A 17580-nucleotide genomic window follows, 5' to 3' on the forward strand; every position below is an offset into this window, starting at 1 on the left:
ATGAACAGGCGAGACTTCTTGATCACAACATGTGCGGCGGCGCTGACACCGCGCATCGCTCTTGCATCAGTCCCCTTTGAACTGGTGGCACAGCCAGTCAATGCGCAAATCCTGCCCGAAGGTGATCCGGCGACCCCGATGCTTGGCTTTAACGGCAGTACACCTGGTCCGGTGCTTCGCGCCAGCCAAGGCGATACATTTGATATTCGGTTCCTGAACCAGATTGGTGAAGGTTCGGCAGTGCATTGGCACGGGCTGCGCATCGACAATGCGATGGATGGCGTGCCGGGAATGACTCAAGGCGTTGTCGAGGCTGGTGCGGAGTTCGAATATAGCTTTCGGGCACGCGACGCCGGAACATTCTGGTATCACTCGCACAATCGGTCGTGGGAACAGGTTGCCAAGGGTCTATATGGCCCGCTGATTGTTGAGGAACTAACGCCGCCCGACGTGGATCACGATCTGATTGTCATGATTGACGATTGGCGCATGACCGAAAGTGGCGAACTCGCAGACGGTTTCGAAAATAGGCACGATCAGGCGCATCAAGGGCGGCTGGGCAATTTTGCCCGCGCGCTGGTTGAGCCGGATACACCCGTCAGACGCGGTGATCGCGTACGTTTGCGGTTGATCAACGTCGCAACAGACCGGATATTCCCGATTGAGCTTGAAGGCATCGACGGCAAAATCGTTGCTTTCGACGGCATGCCACTGCCGGACCCGCAATGGGTTTCGGACCTCATTCTCGCACCGGCTCAACGCGCAGATATCATTGCTGACGTAACATCAGCTGATCAGATTGCCTTTGTCTTTCCAACGCGCGATGATCCCTACCTGCTGGGCGAAATCCCGGTTGAGGGGGCGAACACCACGCGGCAACCATCTGGAATTCCCGTACTGCCACCAAATGAGCAGAAGCAGCCGGATTTGGGCAATGCCGTGACTCTGACGCTTACCATGCACGGTGGGGCGATGAGCCGCCCCGCAAGCACGCAAACCGACATTTGGGCGTTCAACGGACAATCTGGTCTAACGGATATGCCGCTCCACAGGTTTGAAAGCGGCCAAACGGCGCGCATCCGTCTGGTGAACGACACCCGTTTCCCGCATGGCATTCATCTGCATGGGCATCATTTCTTTGAAGTCGGGGCGAACGGCAGCTTAGGTGCTTTCCGGGATACGGCGCTGGTAAATGCTGGTGAGACCCGCGAAATCGTCTGCGTGCTCGACAATCCCGGTAAATGGCTTTTGCACTGCCACATGCTGGGGCATCAGGCGGCTGGCATGAAGACATGGGTGGAGGTCTCATGAAACGCTTTCTGATCGTCGCTGCATATAGCGCCGCAACGAGTGCAAGTGCTGGCCACGAATTGGACGACCGCGATCTGACCAATGGGCAAGCGCTCTACGCTGAACAATGCGCGTCTTGTCATGGCGCCAATCTCGAAGGGCAGCCGGATTGGCAGACGCCTGACGAAAACGGCATTCTGCCTGCGCCGCCTCATGATGAGAGCGGGCATACCTGGCACCACGACAATCAGCTTCTCTTCGAATACACTCAGCTGGGAGGGGAGGCTGCGTTGGCCGCACGCGGCGTCAACGGCTTTGCGAGTGGCATGCCTAGATTTGGTGATGCCCTCACCGATGACGATATTTGGGACATTCTCGCCTACATAAGGTCCACTTGGCCTGAGCGCGTTCAGGAAATTCAGGCGGGCCGCAATCCACCGCATGATTAAGGAAGGCAGCCTTCGCAACGTGGCGGGTAGGGCATAGCGCTCACGTCGGGTTTTCGTGACAAACTCCTGATTGCATAGATCTTTGACGCGCCAAACAACCAAATTCAATCCCGTCAACCGCTGTCTGCTTAGGCTTGCCGCTTATCTTTATATAGTATAGTCCCCTATATTATATTTGGAGGATGCTATGTCCCACCTCAATCGTGACAACTCAAAGCTGCTTGCACGTCTTAGTCGGATCAAAGGCCAGGTAGAAGGTGTTGAACGGGCGTTGGAAGCAGACGCAGATTGTACTGAAGTGTTGAGGCAGATTGCCTCCATTCGCGGAGCAATGACAGGGCTTACAAACGAAGTGTTCGAAGAACATCTGCGCAATCATGTCGTTGACGCTGCCGATGGCCCTGCTCGCGAAAAGGGAGCGGAAGAAATGATCCAGATTTTGAAATCGTACTTGAAGTAGCAAGCGCGGCCACACCGAAAGGACTTGCCATGAGCAATCAAGATGTATCAGCGCTCGCCCATGAGCATGTCTTTCTTGGCGCAAACCAAGAACGCAACGAGCGCAAGGTTTGGTTGGTCATCGCTCTAACCGCCTCAATGATGGTCATCGAGATCACAGCAGGGCATTGGTTCGGGTCGATGGCGCTCATCGCTGACGGGTGGCATATGTCCACGCACGCCGGGGCGATGCTTATTGCGGTCGTGGCTTATCGCTATGCAAGGAAGAACGCCAACAACCGTAGTTTCAGCTTTGGGACAGGTAAGGTCGGTGATCTGGCTGGTTTTGCGAGCGCGGTTGTTTTGGTGCTGATCGCCCTCCTGATTGGTTGGGAAAGCGTGATGCGATTGGTCGAGCCCGTACCAATCAGCTTTAATCAAGCCATCATGGTCGCGGTGGTTGGGTTGATTGTCAACTTGGTGAGTGCATGGCTTCTGCGCGACGACCACCATCACCACCACCATCACGGACATGGGCACCATCATCACGATCACGACCACCACCACGGTCATGGTCACGGACAAGACAACAACCTGCGTGCTGCCTATCTGCACGTCTTGGCAGATGCACTGACCTCTGTTCTCGCGATTGTCGCGCTTCTGCTGGGACGTGCCTACGGGTGGTTTTGGGCTGACCCGTTAATGGGTATTGTCGGTGCTATTGTGATCTCGCGCTGGTCCTGGGGGTTGATCCGTGACACGGGCGGCGTCCTACTGGATCGTACACCAGGCGGCGGAAATCTTGAGTCGGAGGTGCGTAATGCAATTGAAAGCGACATTGACAAGATCACTGACTTGCACATCTGGCAGGTCGGCCCGGGATATTATTCAGTCATCGTCTCGGTCGCTTCAACGACTCCAAGGTCACCAGACGAATACAAGAGCTTGTTAGGTGGAATTGACCACGTGGCGCACACTACGGTAGAAGTGAACGAAATCGTGGCGGCCGCATAAAGGTTGCACCCACCGGGCAGATAGATGTGATGTAACAGGCTTGCGAGCATATTCAGAGAATTGGCTTGGCTGCCCTCTGTCTCTCGTTGGTCTTTTGGTCCGTAATGCCCTCATTCTCGCACGCACCGGCGATCTTTGAGACGATCCAAGACCATCTGGAAATGGCCGAGGATCACGGCCATTCGCATGGGGTTGAGGAAGACCTCATTTGGGCGATGCACGGCCACAGCCACGATGTGGCGGATCATGATCACAACCAGGCGTTTCTCGCCAGTGTTCCCAGCATTGCGCCTGAATTGCACGCAGGCGAGGCCTGGCGAAAGCTGACCTCTGCCGACGGCCCAACACGCCAGTTCCGAATAGACCGACCTCCGCGCGCTTGATCGGCCCCGCGCGGCTCACGCGCATCACCGATCAATCAAAATACAATGCGGAGTTACTCCATGAGAACCTTCAATGAAGGCGTCAGACGCGATTCCAAGCGTCTCGCGTTCTTCGTCCTATCCATGTTGCTGCTATCGACCAGCGCAGCCATGGCGCATGATGTTACACCCGGCGATGCTGGCTACATCCAAGAAATCTGGGGCGTGCATACCATCCCCTTCATGTATCTCGGTGCCAAACATATGGTGACGGGCTACGACCATATCCTGTTCCTTCTCGGCGTCGTCTTCTTTCTCTATCGGTCGAAAGACGTTGCGGTCTACGTGAGCCTCTTTGCCGTGGGGCACTCGATCACGATGCTCGCGGGCGTCTGGTTTGGCTGGGGCATCAGTTCATACATTGTCGATGCCATCATTGGCTTGTCCGTTGTCTACAAGGCGCTCGACAACCTTGGGGCCTATCAACGGTGGTTCGGCTTCCAACCCAACACCAAGGCAGCAACCTTTATCTTCGGTCTTTTCCACGGCACTGGCTTGGCCACGAAGATACTGGACTACCAGATCGCACCAGATGGGCTTCTGCCTAACCTTCTCGCGTTCAATGTTGGCGTCGAGATCGGTCAACTTGTTTTCGTTGCTGCAATACTGTCATGCTTCCAGCTTTTTCGCCACTTCGTGAACTCCAAACCTGCAGGTGATTTTATTCAAGTTGGGGTCGTGTACGTAATCGGCACGCTTGCAATGTACTGGTTTATCGAGCGCAATTCGTCGATATTTATAACCGCCTAGGAGGTAGTTGTGTTTGCTGGATTGCCTGAGTTGATAAGCGTCTATCCAATGATCGCATTGTTTGATGTACGGTCTAAATCTACCATGTTGCTCAACCAATTGCCGCCGCAGCGCAAAGAACAGCCGAATAAATCTACGAATTCGAAGAAGGTTCAAGCTAATGAAGCCCAAGCTTGCAACGCAGCTCGGAAGACCGCAAACCCACCTGAAGATTTAACCGCGCTGATTACCGACAACACAATCGCCTTCAGGACGAGTTCTGATGACATCCAAGCCTAACAGCAGCCAGAAAACAGAGACTTCGGCGCTGCGCGTCGGAATGTTCGGCAACCTGACAATGGGACTTGCCGGTGTGTTGGCTTCGATCCTGTCCAATTCTCAGGCACTGCTGGTAGATGGGTTGTTCTCGCTCGTCGGGTTCTTTTCGGCCATAGTCGCAATCCGGGTCGGACGTCAGGCTTTGGCCGTCCCAGATGCAGAACGGCCCTTCGGTTATGCCGCAGATGAGGCGGCATTTACGACCTTCCGATCGCTGTCTCTGTTGGGATTGGTGACATTTGCCTTCATGAATGCGGTCACCAAGATCGTGTCTTACATCGGCGGCACAACGCCGGCACCGGTCAAATTCGAGGTGGTCGGAATCTACACCGCTGTCGTCTGCCTGATTTGCGCAGCCCTCTGGTTTAACCACAATCGCAGTTGGAAAAAGACCGGTAAATCCAGCGACATTCTAAAGCTTGAAGCTCATGCCGCGGCCTTCGACGGCGCAATAACTGCGTGCGCAGGTATTGGATTTGGGATCGTGTTCTTACTTCAGGAAGGACCGTTGGCCTTTATCGCACCGATTGGGGACTCGATTATAGTAGTTGGACTTTGCCTCGTTGCATCAGGCACTTATTGGTCGGACTTCACGACGAGTCTGGGTGAGCTTGTAGGGGTCAGCGCCAACAAGGATATCGTCAAAAAGGTGCGAGATTTCGCCGAAAACACACTGTCAGTACAGGAGATCGAACTCGTAGACGTAGCAGTGCTCAAGGCTGGCCGGACGTTTTCGGTCGCAATTTTTATAGACCCCAAACCGCCGCTTGGCGGCGCCGAGGTGGATGTCCTATCGGACGCGCTTCAGACAGCTTTGTCAGCAGAATTTGCGCGCGCCGAGATTCTGGTTGTTGTCTCGGAACAGGGCCGTGCTGCGTTTGGAGATACGACAAAGGATTATGAAACAAAGAAAGACTAAAGGATGTCACAATCCGATAATCGGACAGGGCTGACAGGTGCAAGTGGAGATCGCAATGTACTGGTCTGCACCATGCTGCTTGCCAGTCTGGTCGCAGCCTGCGCATCGGCAGAGCGCACCGAAAGGGTTCCGGGAAGCTTCGCATGGTTCGAACTGGTTGCAACGTCTCCCGAGACGGTGTCAGTGTTCTACAAAACCACATTTTGCTGGCGTATGTCTCGCCCGGAAACAGAATTCGGAGCATTTCGAACCGTGGCCCGTTTATCGGCGATCTGATCTCTAGTGATCTGGTCGTAGGTAGCCCTAAGGGTTGCTAGCACCACTTTGCACTGTCAGCTTCCATAACGTCTTTAGCCCCGGTTGCGAATGCCGTCGCGCCGGGGTTTTCGTTTGCCAGTTCGGCCTCAGCCGGTTTGACACTTTCGCGGTAAGTCTTTGATGTTTCGTCGGGGTTTGACGCACCCTGGTTTTGTAAACGTTTGGTTTGCTTGAATTAGCGCCGGATTGAAAATCCTCGTGTCGGTGGTTCGATTCCGCCCCCGGGCACCACATCACTTACCCAAGCTAGAAAAATATAAGTATTCAAAGGCTTATTGGGAATCGTGATTTGTTGCTCACTCGAACCAACTGCGACGAGTGGACATTTTTGTTGCTCATTCGTTGCTCAAACGAAGAATCCGCACCTCGGAAAGGATGAGCAACAAATGCCTTTAACTACTGAAATCATTGAATCTTTTTTGCCCAAAGCGAAGCGATTTCGCAAGTCTGACGGAAAAGGGCTTTTTTTGGAGATTTCTCCAACAGGAACAAAGACTTGGAAGATCGCGTATAGGTTTCAAGGGGGCCAAAGGTCAGCCGTTCTTGGTTTGTATCCGGAGATTTCATTGGATGAAGCGCGCGCACTTACAACCAAGGCAAAGTCGACATTAAGAGCAGGATTCGATCCCTTCCCCAAACAAGAAGAGGAATCTGCTTGGGAGCCGATCAACGACACTTGGAGTGTGGTAGCGAAAGAGTTCCGAGATAAACGCGTTAAGCAGGGAATTGCTCCACTGACGCTCAAAAAAATGGAAATCATGATCCGAAAAACGCTGCCTGGTCTGGGAGAAACTGCGGTAAAGGACATTAGGCCGTTAGATCTCCTCCCTATTCTGCGGAAAGAAGAGGAAAACGGCCACTACGAAAACGCGACGAGGTTGCGGACGCTCATGGGGCAGATTTTTAGATTTGCGGTTGCTACTGGCCGAGCCGAGTTTGATCCGTCTGGCGCATTGAAAGGAGCTATTTTACCACCCGCTCCCAAACACCATGCTGGACTGACGGATAGGAGGCAAATTGGCGGCCTGCTTCGCGCAATTCGAGGTTTTGATGGAAGTCCGATTATCCAAACAGCACTTCTTGTTTTGGCTCACACGTTTGTTCGGCCCGGGGAGCTTCGCTTGGCCAAATGGGATGAGATCGAAGGCGAGGTTTGGGTTATCCCATTCGCAAGAATGAAAACAAAGCGAAAGCACATTGTTCCTTTGGCAAAACAGACACGCCAACTTCTGCACTGGTTGCGACCATACACACGAGACAGCGAGTGGATTTTTCCTCAAAGTCACGATGTGATGCGGCCAATGTCGGACGGAACAATGAATGCGGCGCTACGAAGAATGGGTTTTACATCCAGTGAACACGTGCCTCATGGTTTCCGAACAACAGCCTCAACAGTTTTAAACGAAGCGGATTGGAACTCAGATTGGATTGAAGCTCAACTATCGCATGTGCAGAAAAACAAGGTAAGAGCAGCTTACAACGCAGCGCAGTATTTGGATGGAAGACGGAAGATGATGCAATGGTGGGCAGACTGGCTAGAAGACGCTGAAGGTGACACTGGGAGATAGTCAGCAATACGTTCGGCTCATATTTCGAGGCGGACTGTGTTTTAAGGTGCTAACAATTGAGCAAGGGCGATTTAATGGAAGACAATGAATATGACGAGGAACTGAGGTGGCGCTTGGAGCTGCTAAAAGTTCAATTAGAGGAAGGAAAAGTTAGTATTGCACCGCATCTGGCTGATGATTTTGAAAGGAGTCTGACGGCAGTTACGTATCTCGAAAACGGTCTGATCGACCTCAGCACAGTCGATGGTAGAGTTCGTTCGTTGGCGCTAATGGCTGTTGTTTCGGACAATCGGGACAAGGCTAAAGAGGCAATTTCGTTAGAAGAATTGTCCAGTTTTTATTTCCGTTTGATCGATGAAAACTTTGGTTCTTTCATTCAGCAAGCTAAGGAAAAAAACCTTGATGCCCACACTTACGCGTCAATGGTGTCCGCGCAGCCAAGTGCGGTCGCGGAGATCAGCCCGCAGATTCCTAAGTTTCTCGAAGGTTTAGGTGAAATATGGGATGCTACCATTGAGTCATCTCACTACCACATTCAAGACTTGCCTGGAACAAAGGCAGTTTTCGGAGGGGACCTCTTCCCTTCCTACAAAAGTAACGTTGCCAGTAGCACTGGCTTGTACGTCGATACGATTATTCTCGACGACCCTTTTTGGCGCAGCAGGGTAATTCTGGAAAGATCATCACCTGAAACGCAAGTGTACGTTTTGCTCAAACATGCAATTAGCCTCAGCCAATATCGAGATTTGGCACTGGCAAAAGTCGATCAGCCAATAGTTGTAATTTCTCCAAATAAAGTTGCGATGGATGAGCAAGAAGCTGACCTTCTCAGGCGGATGTCCGAAGCTGACGGCTTGACACACGCGCAGATGATTTTTGGTAGAGAATTTGGAAGCGTTGAAGAGCTTTTTGCGTTCGTAAAGGACTTAGATACCCCAGAGCAGCTAGTAGCCGAAGTCGCAAACTCAGATCGGTTGCTGTTTGACACAGATTGGACAGGAACTCCAACTGAGCAATTGAAGCGCGCGCTCGATAGTGGCGAAGCGGAAATACTCGAAGCAAGGCATGCCGGTGAACTGGTGGCGCGACAATGCCTAGGTCGAATGATCCAGGCTTCGGATGTATTGCTCAGAAGCAGATACTTGTGCGGTACGCCACTGATTACCGCCCCTACGTCTTGGAAGTACTTCAATTGGAAACTCGAGTATAACTCTGCCTCAGAGGTGGGTGACGTTAAACACCTTCATATGATTCAAGGTTTGCAGAGGGCCGCAACGACGGACATGGAATGGCTGGGGAACATTCCACCGGACGCACTAATTGAGATGCGACAACAGGGAGCGTTCGATGAAATTCGAGACGTTCTTTCAAAGGGTATTGATGAAATTGCGCATTCAAATCCTGATGGATTCTTTCGTTCAAGTGATATGATTGTAGAGAACATTCAGGATGCTTTTGAACAACACCAAGAGAACATTAAGACCCTTCGGGCCAAAAAGTTGAAGTTCGCTGGCCATGACTTAGGCACGTGGATCGCCACAGGTGCGATTGAGGTAGCAGCAATCGCGACCGGAGTGCCGACGTTTGGAGCTGCTGCTTTCGCTATAAACCAAGTAGTGGATGCGCCAAAGCTCAAGGAACTTCCTGAGCGATACAGGAACTTAAAAAACGCTCATCAGGAGCTAAAGAAGTCTCCAATGGGATTATTCTTTGCGCACAAATAACGGGAGCTTGCAGATCAGGCTCCTGAGGTCCAAAGTGGCACACAGAGAAAATCTCTGTGTGCCTTCGAGATTCTGCATTGTTGCTCAATTGTTGCTCTCAAGTAGGCGTGCATGGTAACTGTTTGATCTTTCTGTGAAAGAAAGAGAGCCCCCGGGCACCACTTCCTCAGGTAAACCCTTGGTTTCACTCCAGCTTTTAACAGCAGGTTGGAGCCGTAGACCATGTCAGAGACCATTTCACCCAAGTACACCTTCGTGAAAGAGGGTGTTTTTTACTTCAGTCGCCGCATCCCCAAGGAGCTTTGCCGCTACTACTCGTCTTCTCGGATCGCATATTCCTTGCGTACTCACTCGGCAAACGTAGCGGCGACGAGAGCAAGAAGAGCGGCTGATCAACTGGATGAGTATTGGTTTCACCTGAGGTCGCAGGATACAGAACTGCCTGGAAAGCACATGTTGCGTCTTGGCGCAGCCAACTCCGCCGTAACACCAGTTGTTCTGAACGAGACTTCTGCTGCCTCTGTACTGTTGTCTGAGGCAGTCGAGATTTATCTTACACAAAAGGGCCAAGGACGCCCCGTGACGTTTCACCGGGGCGCTCAGAGAGCGTGTGGCAAAGTCTACAACTACCGAGGATCCAGAGCATATCCAACGATACCTCAAGAGGCCTCTCGGTTTGTCACAAAAAACTGGGGTGTTTCGATAGGTGACGCCGTCGCCGCTTAGTGATGTGACCCTCGCTGCCATAGCGGGGGAAGCAATCCGGGCACCATCGAAAATTGAACATGATGCAAATCCATGTCTCTCTGCCGACCTTTTTTGAGACGGCAGTTCAGGCAGCTTGACGCTTGGTTTTGGCACCGATGCGACCCGACTTGATTGCGGTTGATCTTTGCACCCTCAAGTGGAACTGTGCCGATAACAAAATGAGCAGGAAAACATGTACGAGAACGCGTTCAACAAGATCGAGCGGGACCTCCGCGCCGAAGATGGTATCGCCAACGAACTGGACTACGTAGAGCAGACATCTTGGGTTTTATTCCTCAAGTATTTGCACGATCTGGAAAGTGAGCGTCGCGACCGGGCCGAACTCGATGGCGAGGACTACGCGCCCATCATCGACGGCGACTATCGTTGGGGCAATTGGGCGGCGCCCAAGGTCAACGGAGAGTTCGACCACAACGCAGCCCGCATCGGCGATGACCTGATCAAGTTCGTCGATCAGGAGCTGTTCCCGTATCTCGCAGCCTTCCGTCAGTCCGCTACAGGCCCTCAGACGATCCAGTACAAGATCGGTGAGGTGTTCACTGAGCTGCGCAACAAGTTTCGCTCCGGGTACATCCTCAGAGACGTGTTGGAGGCCGTAGACGGCTTGTCGTTCAACACCCAAGCCCAGCGCCACGAACTCTCAGAGCTGTATGAAACCCGCATCCGTCGAATGGGTAATGCAGGTCGCAATGGAGGCGAATACTACACCCCACGTCCGCTTATTAGGGCAATGATCAAGGTAACTGACCCCAAGATTGGTGAGACGATCTACGACGGCGCTGTCGGCTCTGCTGGCTTCCTCTGTGAAGCCTACGACTACATGCGCACTGACGAACTGTCGGCTTCCGACTTCGAGACGCTGCAGACCCACACCTTCTACGGGCAGGAGAAGAAGGGTCTCGCCTACGTCATCGGCATCATGAACATGGTCCTGCATGGGATCGAGGCACCCAACCTCATCCACTCCAACACGCTCAATGAAAACGTGATGGATAAAGTTATGTTCCAACATAAAGGATCACGGTAACAAGGACAAAGCTGTTGTTCTGCCCCTTGCCCTTATGCCTCACCTGAAGCAAACTTGCATACGGGTGAGGGATGTCTGTTTCTTCGCTGGGTTTGTCGGCAAACGGAGCAGCACTGTTCCATGCGTTGGGAGAAGTGTATTATGACACCCAAGACAGCAGGTTCGATGCCGCCGGACAATCTGTCACCGCAGCAACCGGCAACACTCAAGGTCAACAAGGTGGCAGCGGGTGATATCACCGCATCGTTGAAGGCAGGGTTTTCCGACTTTCTGGCTCGACCTTTCATGAGTGGCTTCTTCGGTCTGTTTTATGCTGTTTTTGGCATCCTGTTTGTTTGGAGCCTGGTCTGGCTCGGCAAGATCTGGATGATCATACCGGCCATTATTGGCTTTCCATTGGTCGCACCTTTCGCAGCCGCAGGGCTTTATGAAATGTCCCGCCGGCTACAGAAAGGAGAGAGTTTCGGGTGGTCTGAAATCCTCAGTGTCATGGCCAATCAACGCAAGCGGGAAATGGGATGGATGGCATTCGTCACCTTGTTCATTTTCTGGGTGTGGATTTATCAGGTTCGCCTTTGGCTGGCGATCATCCTGCAGAATGCATCCTTCTCGAATTTTGATGGGTTTTTGAACACAGTTTTCTTTACACCGCAGGGCTGGACCTTCCTGGCTGTTGGCACCTGCGTAGGTGCATTTCTTTCGGCTGTCCTGTTCACGGTGACCGTCGTCGCCATGCCTATGCTGCTGGACCGGGAGACCAATTTCGTTTCTGCCATGTTGACGTCCATCCGTGTCGTCACGGAAAACCCGGTGGTCATGCTGACCTGGGCGGCGATCATTTCGGTCACCATGCTGCTGTCGATGATTCCGGCGTTTCTGGGGTTGATCTTTACTTTGCCGATCCTTGGTCATGCTACATGGCATCTGTATCAGCGGGCCGTGCCGCCGGTCGAGAGTTAATCCATCCAGCCGTTACTTTGAGCTTCTGTCTGCAATTTTCGTCCGTAGGACATTAGAGTTCAGCTTCCAGATCGTCGGGGCAGACCCCTGAGTGTATCGAATTGGGCAATTGTAACAACCAGTGACAGGCGTACATCGCCTATCCTGAGGACGGCTGGAAGTTCCGAAACCACAGGGTTTCAGAGGATACCCCTCCTTGCGGTCAGGGCAGGGGTGATCTTCTTTACGGATGAGGCGAAAAAACTCACGCCTTTCATGCACGGCTGGGCATAGCTCATGGGAAGCATCGTTTAAGGCGCGCCGTCGTTCTCCAGCCTGCCAGTAAAGCCCGCGTGTACTCGCCGCGATTAGCCGAGGCCGTGAAGCATACCGGCTACAGGGCAGAAACGAAGCGGTAGGGGTGTTTATTAGGTGGCGGTCTTTTTTATCGGCGGAATACTCAACCCTCCAATTTGCGCAAGAAGGGCTACGATGTCGTCGACGCCCTGCCTCTGCCGAAGGGACGAGAACACGAATGGTCGCCCGTTGCGCATCCGGGTGGCGTCTCTGTCCATCACCTCAAGCGAGGCGCCGACATGGGGGGCCAGGTCGGTCTTGTTAATGATCAACACATCAGATTTCGTGATCGCCGGACCGCCCTTGCGAGGGATTTCTTCGCCTGCAGCCACGTCGACCACGTAGAGTGTGACATCCGCCAGTTCCGGGCTGAACGTAGCCGACAAGTTGTCACCGCCGCTTTCGATCAAAACCACCTCCACATCCGGGTGCCGGGCCTGCATCTCGGCCACCGCCGCCAGGTTGATCGAGGCATCCTCGCGGATCGCCGTATGCGGGCAGCCACCGGTTTCCACGCCGATGATCCGGTCCTGCGGCAGAATCTGCATTCGCATCAGGGCCTCGGCATCTTCGCGGGTATAAATGTCGTTGGTGATTACCCCGACAGAAACCTTGTCACGCAGCGCCTCGGACAGGGCGGCGGTCAGAGTGGTTTTGCCTGCGCCTACCGGGCCACCGATGCCCACGCGCAGAGGGCCGTTCATGCTGCTCATGTTCGGAACATCCTTGAATATTGAGTTTCGTGTTTCATTGATGCGATGTCGGACAGGAAGGCGGTTGATCCCAACTCGTCCAGACCGATCTCAATCGCCTCTAAGGCGACGCGCTGGCACAACGGGGTCAATTTGCGGATCAGCCGTTGCCCATCGGTCTGGCCCAGTGGCACCAGCCGCGTTGCGCAGGCCACCAGATTGGCCATGAAGGCCTGAAGATACATCTGTGCCGTCAGGCCAAGTGGCAGGTCTCGGACGGCTGCGGCATGGCCGATGGCGACCGGGTAGGTCAGGTTGCCCATCTCCACCGCCCAGACGTCTGAGGTCACGCTGCAAAACGCCTCGCCCAACAGGCGGGTTTCCGTTAGCCGTTCGGACGAGGCGGAAAACGCCCGTGCTGTTCGGTCGATTTCTACCAGAGTATCAGGCGTGCAAGACCGATAGGCCGCGGCCAAAAATACGCAGTCGTTGCGCCCTGATCCATTTTCTACCACATCCCTGATCCAGTCGCCTGCATCGGCAACGCTGGTGACCGCACCGCTTTCGATGGCCCATTCCAGCCCGTGCGAATAGGCGAACCCGCCCACTGGGTAAGCGGGTGACAGCCATTGCGTCAGGGTCAGGATATCTGCGTCAGTGGGCGTGGCCATGGGTCCTGCCGTGGCCATAGGCGCCCCCTTCGGGGGTGAAGGGTTCGACAGTTTCCCGGATGTCCGCACCGAGTTTCACCAGCATGTCGCGGATGACGTGGTCGTGCTGGATCAGCAGCCGGTCAGCCTCGATCTGGCAGGGGGTGTGGCGGTTGCCGATATGCCAGGCCAGCCGCAGCAGGTTGTCTCCGGTCACCTCAAGCAGGTCTTCGGGGGCGGCGACAATCTCGACCGCGCGCCCGTCTTCCAGAACCAGCACGCCGCCATGGTCCAGCGATTTGGTTTGCGCCAAATCGACCAGAAATGCCTCTCCGTCATCGGTCGCAAGCATTTTGCGGCGCAGGAACCGCCCGTCATAGTCCAGCGAAACCTGGGCATGGGCCCGTGAGTGGTGGTGGTCGTGATAGATACGGGCGGTTTTGATCGCGGTCGTCATCGGGGCCTCCTGTAATCTCAGAACATGAAATAGCGTTGCGCCATCGGCAGCACTTCGGCGGGTTGGCAGGTCAGCAATTCACCATCGGCGCGGACTTCATAGGTTTCGGGGTCAACCTCGACATGGGGGGTTGCGTCGTTCAGCAGCAGATCGCGCTTTCCGATGTTGCGTGTGTTTTGTACGGCTAAGGTTTGCTTTGCCAACCCGAGTGTATCACCGATCCCTTCGGCTTGGGCGGCCTCGGAAACAAAAGTGATCGCCGAATGCTCGACCGAACGACCATAGGCCCCGAACATCGGCCGGCTGTAAACCGGCTGCGGTGTCGGGATTGAGGCGTTGGGGTCACCCATCTGGGCACAGGCAATGGTGCCGCCCAGCAAGACCATCTCGGGTTTCACGCCGAAAAAGGCTGGATTCCATAACACCAGATCGGCGCGCTTGCCTTCCTCGATACTGCCGATCTGATGGCTGAGGCCATGCGCAATCGCCGGGTTGATGGTGTATTTAGCAATGTACCGGCGAACCCGCATGTTGTCGTTCTCGCCGGTTTCCTCGGCCAGACGCCCACGCTGTTTCTTCATCTTGTCAGCGGTTTGCCAGGTGCGGATCAGAACTTCTCCGACGCGCCCCATGGCTTGGCTGTCGGATGCGATGATCGAGAATGCGCCCATGTCGTGCAGGATATCCTCGGCTGCAATCGTCTCGCGCCGGATGCGGCTTTCGGCAAAGGCCACATCCTCGGGGATGGACTTGTCGAGGTGGTGGCAGACCATCAGCATATCCAGATGCTCCTCAACCGTGTTCACGGTGAAAGGCCGCGTCGGGTTGGTCGAGGAGGGCAGAACGTGGTTCTCGCCACAAATCTTGATGATGTCTGGGGCGTGGCCGCCGCCTGCGCCTTCGGTGTGGAAGGCGTGAATGGTGCGGCCTTTCATGGCTTCCACGGTGTTTTCCACGAAACCGGATTCGTTCAGCGTATCCGTGTGGATCATCACCTGAACATCCATCGCATCAGCCACTGACAGGCAGCAATCGATGGCGGCAGGGGTCGTGCCCCAATCCTCGTGCAGCTTCAACGCGCAGGCCCCAGCTTTGACCTGTTCCTCCAGCGCGGCTGGTAATGAGGCATTACCCTTGCCCGCAAAGGCGAGGTTCATCGGAAAGGCATCCGCTGCCTGTAACATCCGTCCAATGTGCCAGGGACCGGGGGTGCAGGTAGTGGCCAGCGTGCCATGCGCCGGGCCGGTGCCGCCGCCCAACATGGTGGTCAGGCCGGAATGCAATGCGTCTTCGATCTGTTGCGGGCAAATGAAGTGGATATGGCTGTCGAACCCGCCTGCGGTTAGGATGCGGCCTTCGCCCGCGATCACCTCTGTCCCCGGTCCGACGATGGTATCGACACCGGATTGAGTGTCCGGGTTCCCAGCCTTGCCAATCTTGGCGATACGCCCGTCCTTCAGGCCCACATCGGCCTTGTAGATGCCCGAGTGATCAACGATCAGCGCATTGGTAATGACCGTATCCACAGCTCCCTCGGCGCGCGTCGATTGAGACTGCCCCATCCCGTCGCGGATTACTTTGCCACCGCCGAACTTTACCTCTTCACCATAGGTGGTCAGGTCGCGTTCGACCTCGATGACCAGATCGGTATCAGCCAACCGCAGCTTGTCGCCGGTGGTGGGACCGAACATGGCGGCGTAGTCTGCGCGTTTGATTGTTGCTGGCATCAGAGCGCCCCCATGACCTTTTGATTGAACCCGAAAACCTTGCGCGCGCCGCCGATCGGGATCAGCGAGACCTCGCGTTCCTGCCCCGGCTCGAACCGCACTGCGGTGCCGGGTGCGATGTCCAGACGCAACCCGTGGGCGGCGGCGCGGTCAAACTTCAATGCCGGGTTGGTTTCAGCGAAATGATAGTGCGAGCCGACCTGAACTGGACGGTCGCCGGTATTGGCGACCATCAGGGTCACCGCATTGGTGTCGGCATTCAGGGTAATCTCGTCTTCGGCCGGGAACAGCTCTCCGGGGATCATTTCGGCAGCTTTGAAATCAGGATGGTTGCCGCCAAAGCGATCACCGCCAGACCAACGCCTAACGCGGCATAGTCCGTGCCGTGGGCGTGGATGTGCGTGTCGGTGTGCGCGGCGGCGGGGCCAGCGAGGATCAGGGCAGGGAAGAGCATACGGGTCATTTCAGTGTTCCTTTTTAGCGGATGGGGTTGTGGACTGTCACCAGCTTGGTGCCATCGGGAAAGGTGGCTTCGACCTGAACCTCGTGGATCATCTCGGGCACACCTTCCATGCATTGCTCGCGGGTGATCACCTCGGCACCGGCCTGCATCATGTCGGCAACAGACCGCCCGTCACGGGCACCTTCGACCACAGCGTCGGTGATCAACGCGATTGCCTCGGGGTGGTTCAGTTTGACGCCGCGTGCCAGCCGCTTGCGCGCGACCTCAGCGGCCATGGCGACCAGCAGTTTGTCTTTTTCTCTGGGGGTCAGGTTCATGTCAGATCATCCAGCATCGGGGAAGAGTGTCGTTGTTCAGGTGCCGCAGCACCGGTATCAGCGCGCGCCGCAGCGCAAAGCTGTTTTCGGCTAGCATTCGGATCACCAGCAGATCACTTTGGATCAGCGTCGCGCCAGCGCTGTCGGGCAGCATTCGGCGGACCGGCTCCAACTGCCCCTCTGCCGTGGCCGAGGCAAAGACTACCAGTGCCATTGCCCCTGCGCCGTTCGCAATATGAGCCTTTGCAAGATGTGCGTGCAGATCGCCGGTGAATTGCATTGCATCCAGAAAAACCGGCTGCCCGCCCCGCCGGATTTCGATCCGGTCGCGCAGGCGGATATCGGTCAGCGTCTCACCCATTGCCGCGCGCCCGAAAACCAGAGGTTCAACCATCAATGCTGATGCGTCGGACTCCATCTCGATCAGCAAGCAACGCTCCAGCGCGCAGCCGTTGAACAGGATGGTTTCTTGCGGCAACCAGTTCAGCCGGGCACCGGCATCGACAGTCAGGTGATTGGTAATCTGCCCGTAAGGTCCGGGTTGGGCCTTGTAGGCGCGCTCGCAGGCTTGCGTGGTCAGGGAAAGGGTTGTGCCCTTGGCGGCGTGTCCTTGAAAGCGGAAGGTGTCTCCTCCGGTGATCCCACCTGCTGTGTTCAACAGGACGGCGTCCAGTCCGTGCTCGGCTGGGCGAGGGAACAGGCACTTGAAGGATCCCGATTGGCGAAACTCATCCAGAACCGACTGGTTGCCCAATCGCTTGGCACTTAAGCGAACCGCGCCCTTTGCACGTGGTGGTGTTACGCCCGACTTGAGCATTATGGAGGCATGATGAGTGATGGCGCACCTGCGGATCAAAGATGTCTGCCGCTTGTTTCACCGCTTTGACGTCGGAACTCTATTCTCTGACGCCGCTTTTCGGCGAATTACCTGAGGATACGATTAACTTTTAGGCGTGCGCAAAAACATCAGCCT

General features: G+C 55.0%; 22 protein-coding genes. 14 read left to right on the forward strand and 8 right to left on the reverse strand.

The annotated features are described in order from the left end of the window. The 14 genes from ACR0ER_RS11250 (at position 1) to ACR0ER_RS11315 (ending at position 11965) form a co-directional block, all read left to right on the forward strand. Positions 1-1311, forward strand: coding sequence for a multicopper oxidase family protein (locus ACR0ER_RS11250; protein WP_480768993.1), 1311 nt, complete (start codon positions 1-3; stop codon positions 1309-1311). Then, on the forward strand, positions 1308-1739 hold the full coding sequence (locus ACR0ER_RS11255; RefSeq protein WP_480768994.1) for a c-type cytochrome: 432 nt from the start codon (positions 1308-1310) through the stop codon (positions 1737-1739). Before ACR0ER_RS11250 ends, ACR0ER_RS11255 begins: the two co-directional genes overlap by 4 nt. Positions 1740-1926: 187 nt before the next feature. After that, positions 1927-2199, forward strand: coding sequence for a metal/formaldehyde-sensitive transcriptional repressor (locus ACR0ER_RS11260; RefSeq protein ID WP_480768995.1), 273 nt, complete (start codon positions 1927-1929; stop codon positions 2197-2199). A 29-nt stretch (positions 2200-2228) separates the two neighbouring features. Next, entirely contained in the window at positions 2229-3191 is a 963-nt protein-coding gene (gene dmeF / locus ACR0ER_RS11265; RefSeq protein ID WP_480768996.1) for a CDF family Co(II)/Ni(II) efflux transporter DmeF, read from the forward strand. Between the two features lie 65 nt (positions 3192-3256). Next, positions 3257-3574 (forward strand): hypothetical protein, encoded by a 318-nt coding sequence (locus ACR0ER_RS11270; RefSeq protein WP_480768997.1) that lies wholly within the window; start codon positions 3257-3259, stop codon positions 3572-3574. A 123-nt stretch (positions 3575-3697) separates the two neighbouring features. Beyond that, positions 3698-4363 carry a HupE/UreJ family protein gene (locus tag ACR0ER_RS11275; RefSeq protein WP_480769095.1) on the forward strand — a complete coding sequence of 222 codons (666 nt, stop codon included), beginning with the start codon at positions 3698-3700 and terminating at the stop codon, positions 4361-4363. 9 nt (positions 4364-4372) lie between these two features. Next, positions 4373-4642: a hypothetical protein gene (locus ACR0ER_RS11280; RefSeq protein ID WP_480768998.1), complete on the forward strand. Its 270-nt coding sequence runs from the start codon at positions 4373-4375 to the stop codon at positions 4640-4642. After that, the gene (locus ACR0ER_RS11285) at positions 4626-5600 is read left to right on the forward strand and encodes a cation efflux transmembrane domain-containing protein (RefSeq protein ID WP_480768999.1); all 975 of its coding nucleotides are present in this window, start codon (positions 4626-4628) and stop codon (positions 5598-5600) included. The genes ACR0ER_RS11280 and ACR0ER_RS11285 overlap by 17 nt, the downstream gene beginning before the upstream one ends. A gap of 3 nt (positions 5601-5603) precedes the next feature. Next, complete coding sequence (locus ACR0ER_RS11290) at positions 5604-5876, forward strand: hypothetical protein (protein WP_480769000.1); 273 nt, start codon at positions 5604-5606, stop codon at positions 5874-5876. 428 nt (positions 5877-6304) lie between these two features. Beyond that, positions 6305-7486 (forward strand): tyrosine-type recombinase/integrase, encoded by a 1182-nt coding sequence (locus tag ACR0ER_RS11295; RefSeq protein ID WP_170425057.1) that lies wholly within the window; start codon positions 6305-6307, stop codon positions 7484-7486. A gap of 74 nt (positions 7487-7560) precedes the next feature. Beyond that, on the forward strand, positions 7561-9210 hold the full coding sequence (locus ACR0ER_RS11300) for a hypothetical protein (protein ID WP_480769001.1): 1650 nt from the start codon (positions 7561-7563) through the stop codon (positions 9208-9210). A gap of 222 nt (positions 9211-9432) precedes the next feature. Beyond that, positions 9433-9936, forward strand: coding sequence for a DUF6538 domain-containing protein (locus ACR0ER_RS11305; RefSeq protein WP_480769002.1), 504 nt, complete (start codon positions 9433-9435; stop codon positions 9934-9936). Positions 9937-10150: 214 nt separating this feature from the next. Next, on the forward strand, positions 10151-11005 hold the full coding sequence (locus tag ACR0ER_RS11310) for a class I SAM-dependent DNA methyltransferase (RefSeq protein WP_480769003.1): 855 nt from the start codon (positions 10151-10153) through the stop codon (positions 11003-11005). Between the two features lie 141 nt (positions 11006-11146). After that, positions 11147-11965, forward strand: a complete 819-nt coding sequence (locus tag ACR0ER_RS11315; RefSeq protein WP_480769004.1) for a DUF2189 domain-containing protein — start codon at positions 11147-11149, stop codon at positions 11963-11965. A 407-nt stretch (positions 11966-12372) separates the two neighbouring features. On the opposite strand, the gene ureG is transcribed toward ACR0ER_RS11315, so the two are convergent. From ureG to ACR0ER_RS11355, 8 genes are read right to left on the reverse strand one after another with little or no spacing between them, the layout of a single operon-like run. After that, on the reverse strand, positions 12373-13014 hold the full coding sequence (ureG, locus tag ACR0ER_RS11320; RefSeq protein WP_480769005.1) for an urease accessory protein UreG: 642 nt from the start codon (positions 13012-13014) through the stop codon (positions 12373-12375). Next, positions 13011-13682, reverse strand: coding sequence for an urease accessory protein UreF (locus tag ACR0ER_RS11325; protein WP_480769006.1), 672 nt, complete (start codon positions 13680-13682; stop codon positions 13011-13013). Before ACR0ER_RS11325 ends, ureG begins: the two co-directional genes overlap by 4 nt. Then, complete coding sequence (gene ureE, locus ACR0ER_RS11330) at positions 13648-14100, reverse strand: urease accessory protein UreE (RefSeq protein ID WP_480769007.1); 453 nt, start codon at positions 14098-14100, stop codon at positions 13648-13650. The genes ACR0ER_RS11325 and ureE overlap by 35 nt, the downstream gene beginning before the upstream one ends. 17 nt (positions 14101-14117) lie before the next feature. After that, positions 14118-15827: an urease subunit alpha gene (ureC, locus tag ACR0ER_RS11335; RefSeq protein ID WP_480769008.1), complete on the reverse strand. Its 1710-nt coding sequence runs from the start codon at positions 15825-15827 to the stop codon at positions 14118-14120. After that, a complete protein-coding gene (locus ACR0ER_RS11340; RefSeq protein ID WP_480769009.1) occupies positions 15827-16132 on the reverse strand; it encodes an urease subunit beta in 306 nt (101 codons plus the stop codon). The genes ureC and ACR0ER_RS11340 overlap by 1 nt, the downstream gene beginning before the upstream one ends. Beyond that, on the reverse strand, positions 16129-16290 hold the full coding sequence (locus ACR0ER_RS11345) for a hypothetical protein (RefSeq protein WP_170332297.1): 162 nt from the start codon (positions 16288-16290) through the stop codon (positions 16129-16131). Before ACR0ER_RS11345 ends, ACR0ER_RS11340 begins: the two co-directional genes overlap by 4 nt. A gap of 14 nt (positions 16291-16304) precedes the next feature. Beyond that, positions 16305-16607, reverse strand: a complete 303-nt coding sequence (locus tag ACR0ER_RS11350) for an urease subunit gamma (RefSeq protein ID WP_170332295.1) — start codon at positions 16605-16607, stop codon at positions 16305-16307. Position 16608: 1 nt separating this feature from the next. Beyond that, the gene (locus tag ACR0ER_RS11355) at positions 16609-17463 is read right to left on the reverse strand and encodes an urease accessory protein UreD (protein ID WP_480769010.1); all 855 of its coding nucleotides are present in this window, start codon (positions 17461-17463) and stop codon (positions 16609-16611) included. Positions 17464-17580 lie beyond the last annotated feature (117 nt).

This window comes from Ruegeria sp. CH8, from assembly GCF_056536985.1.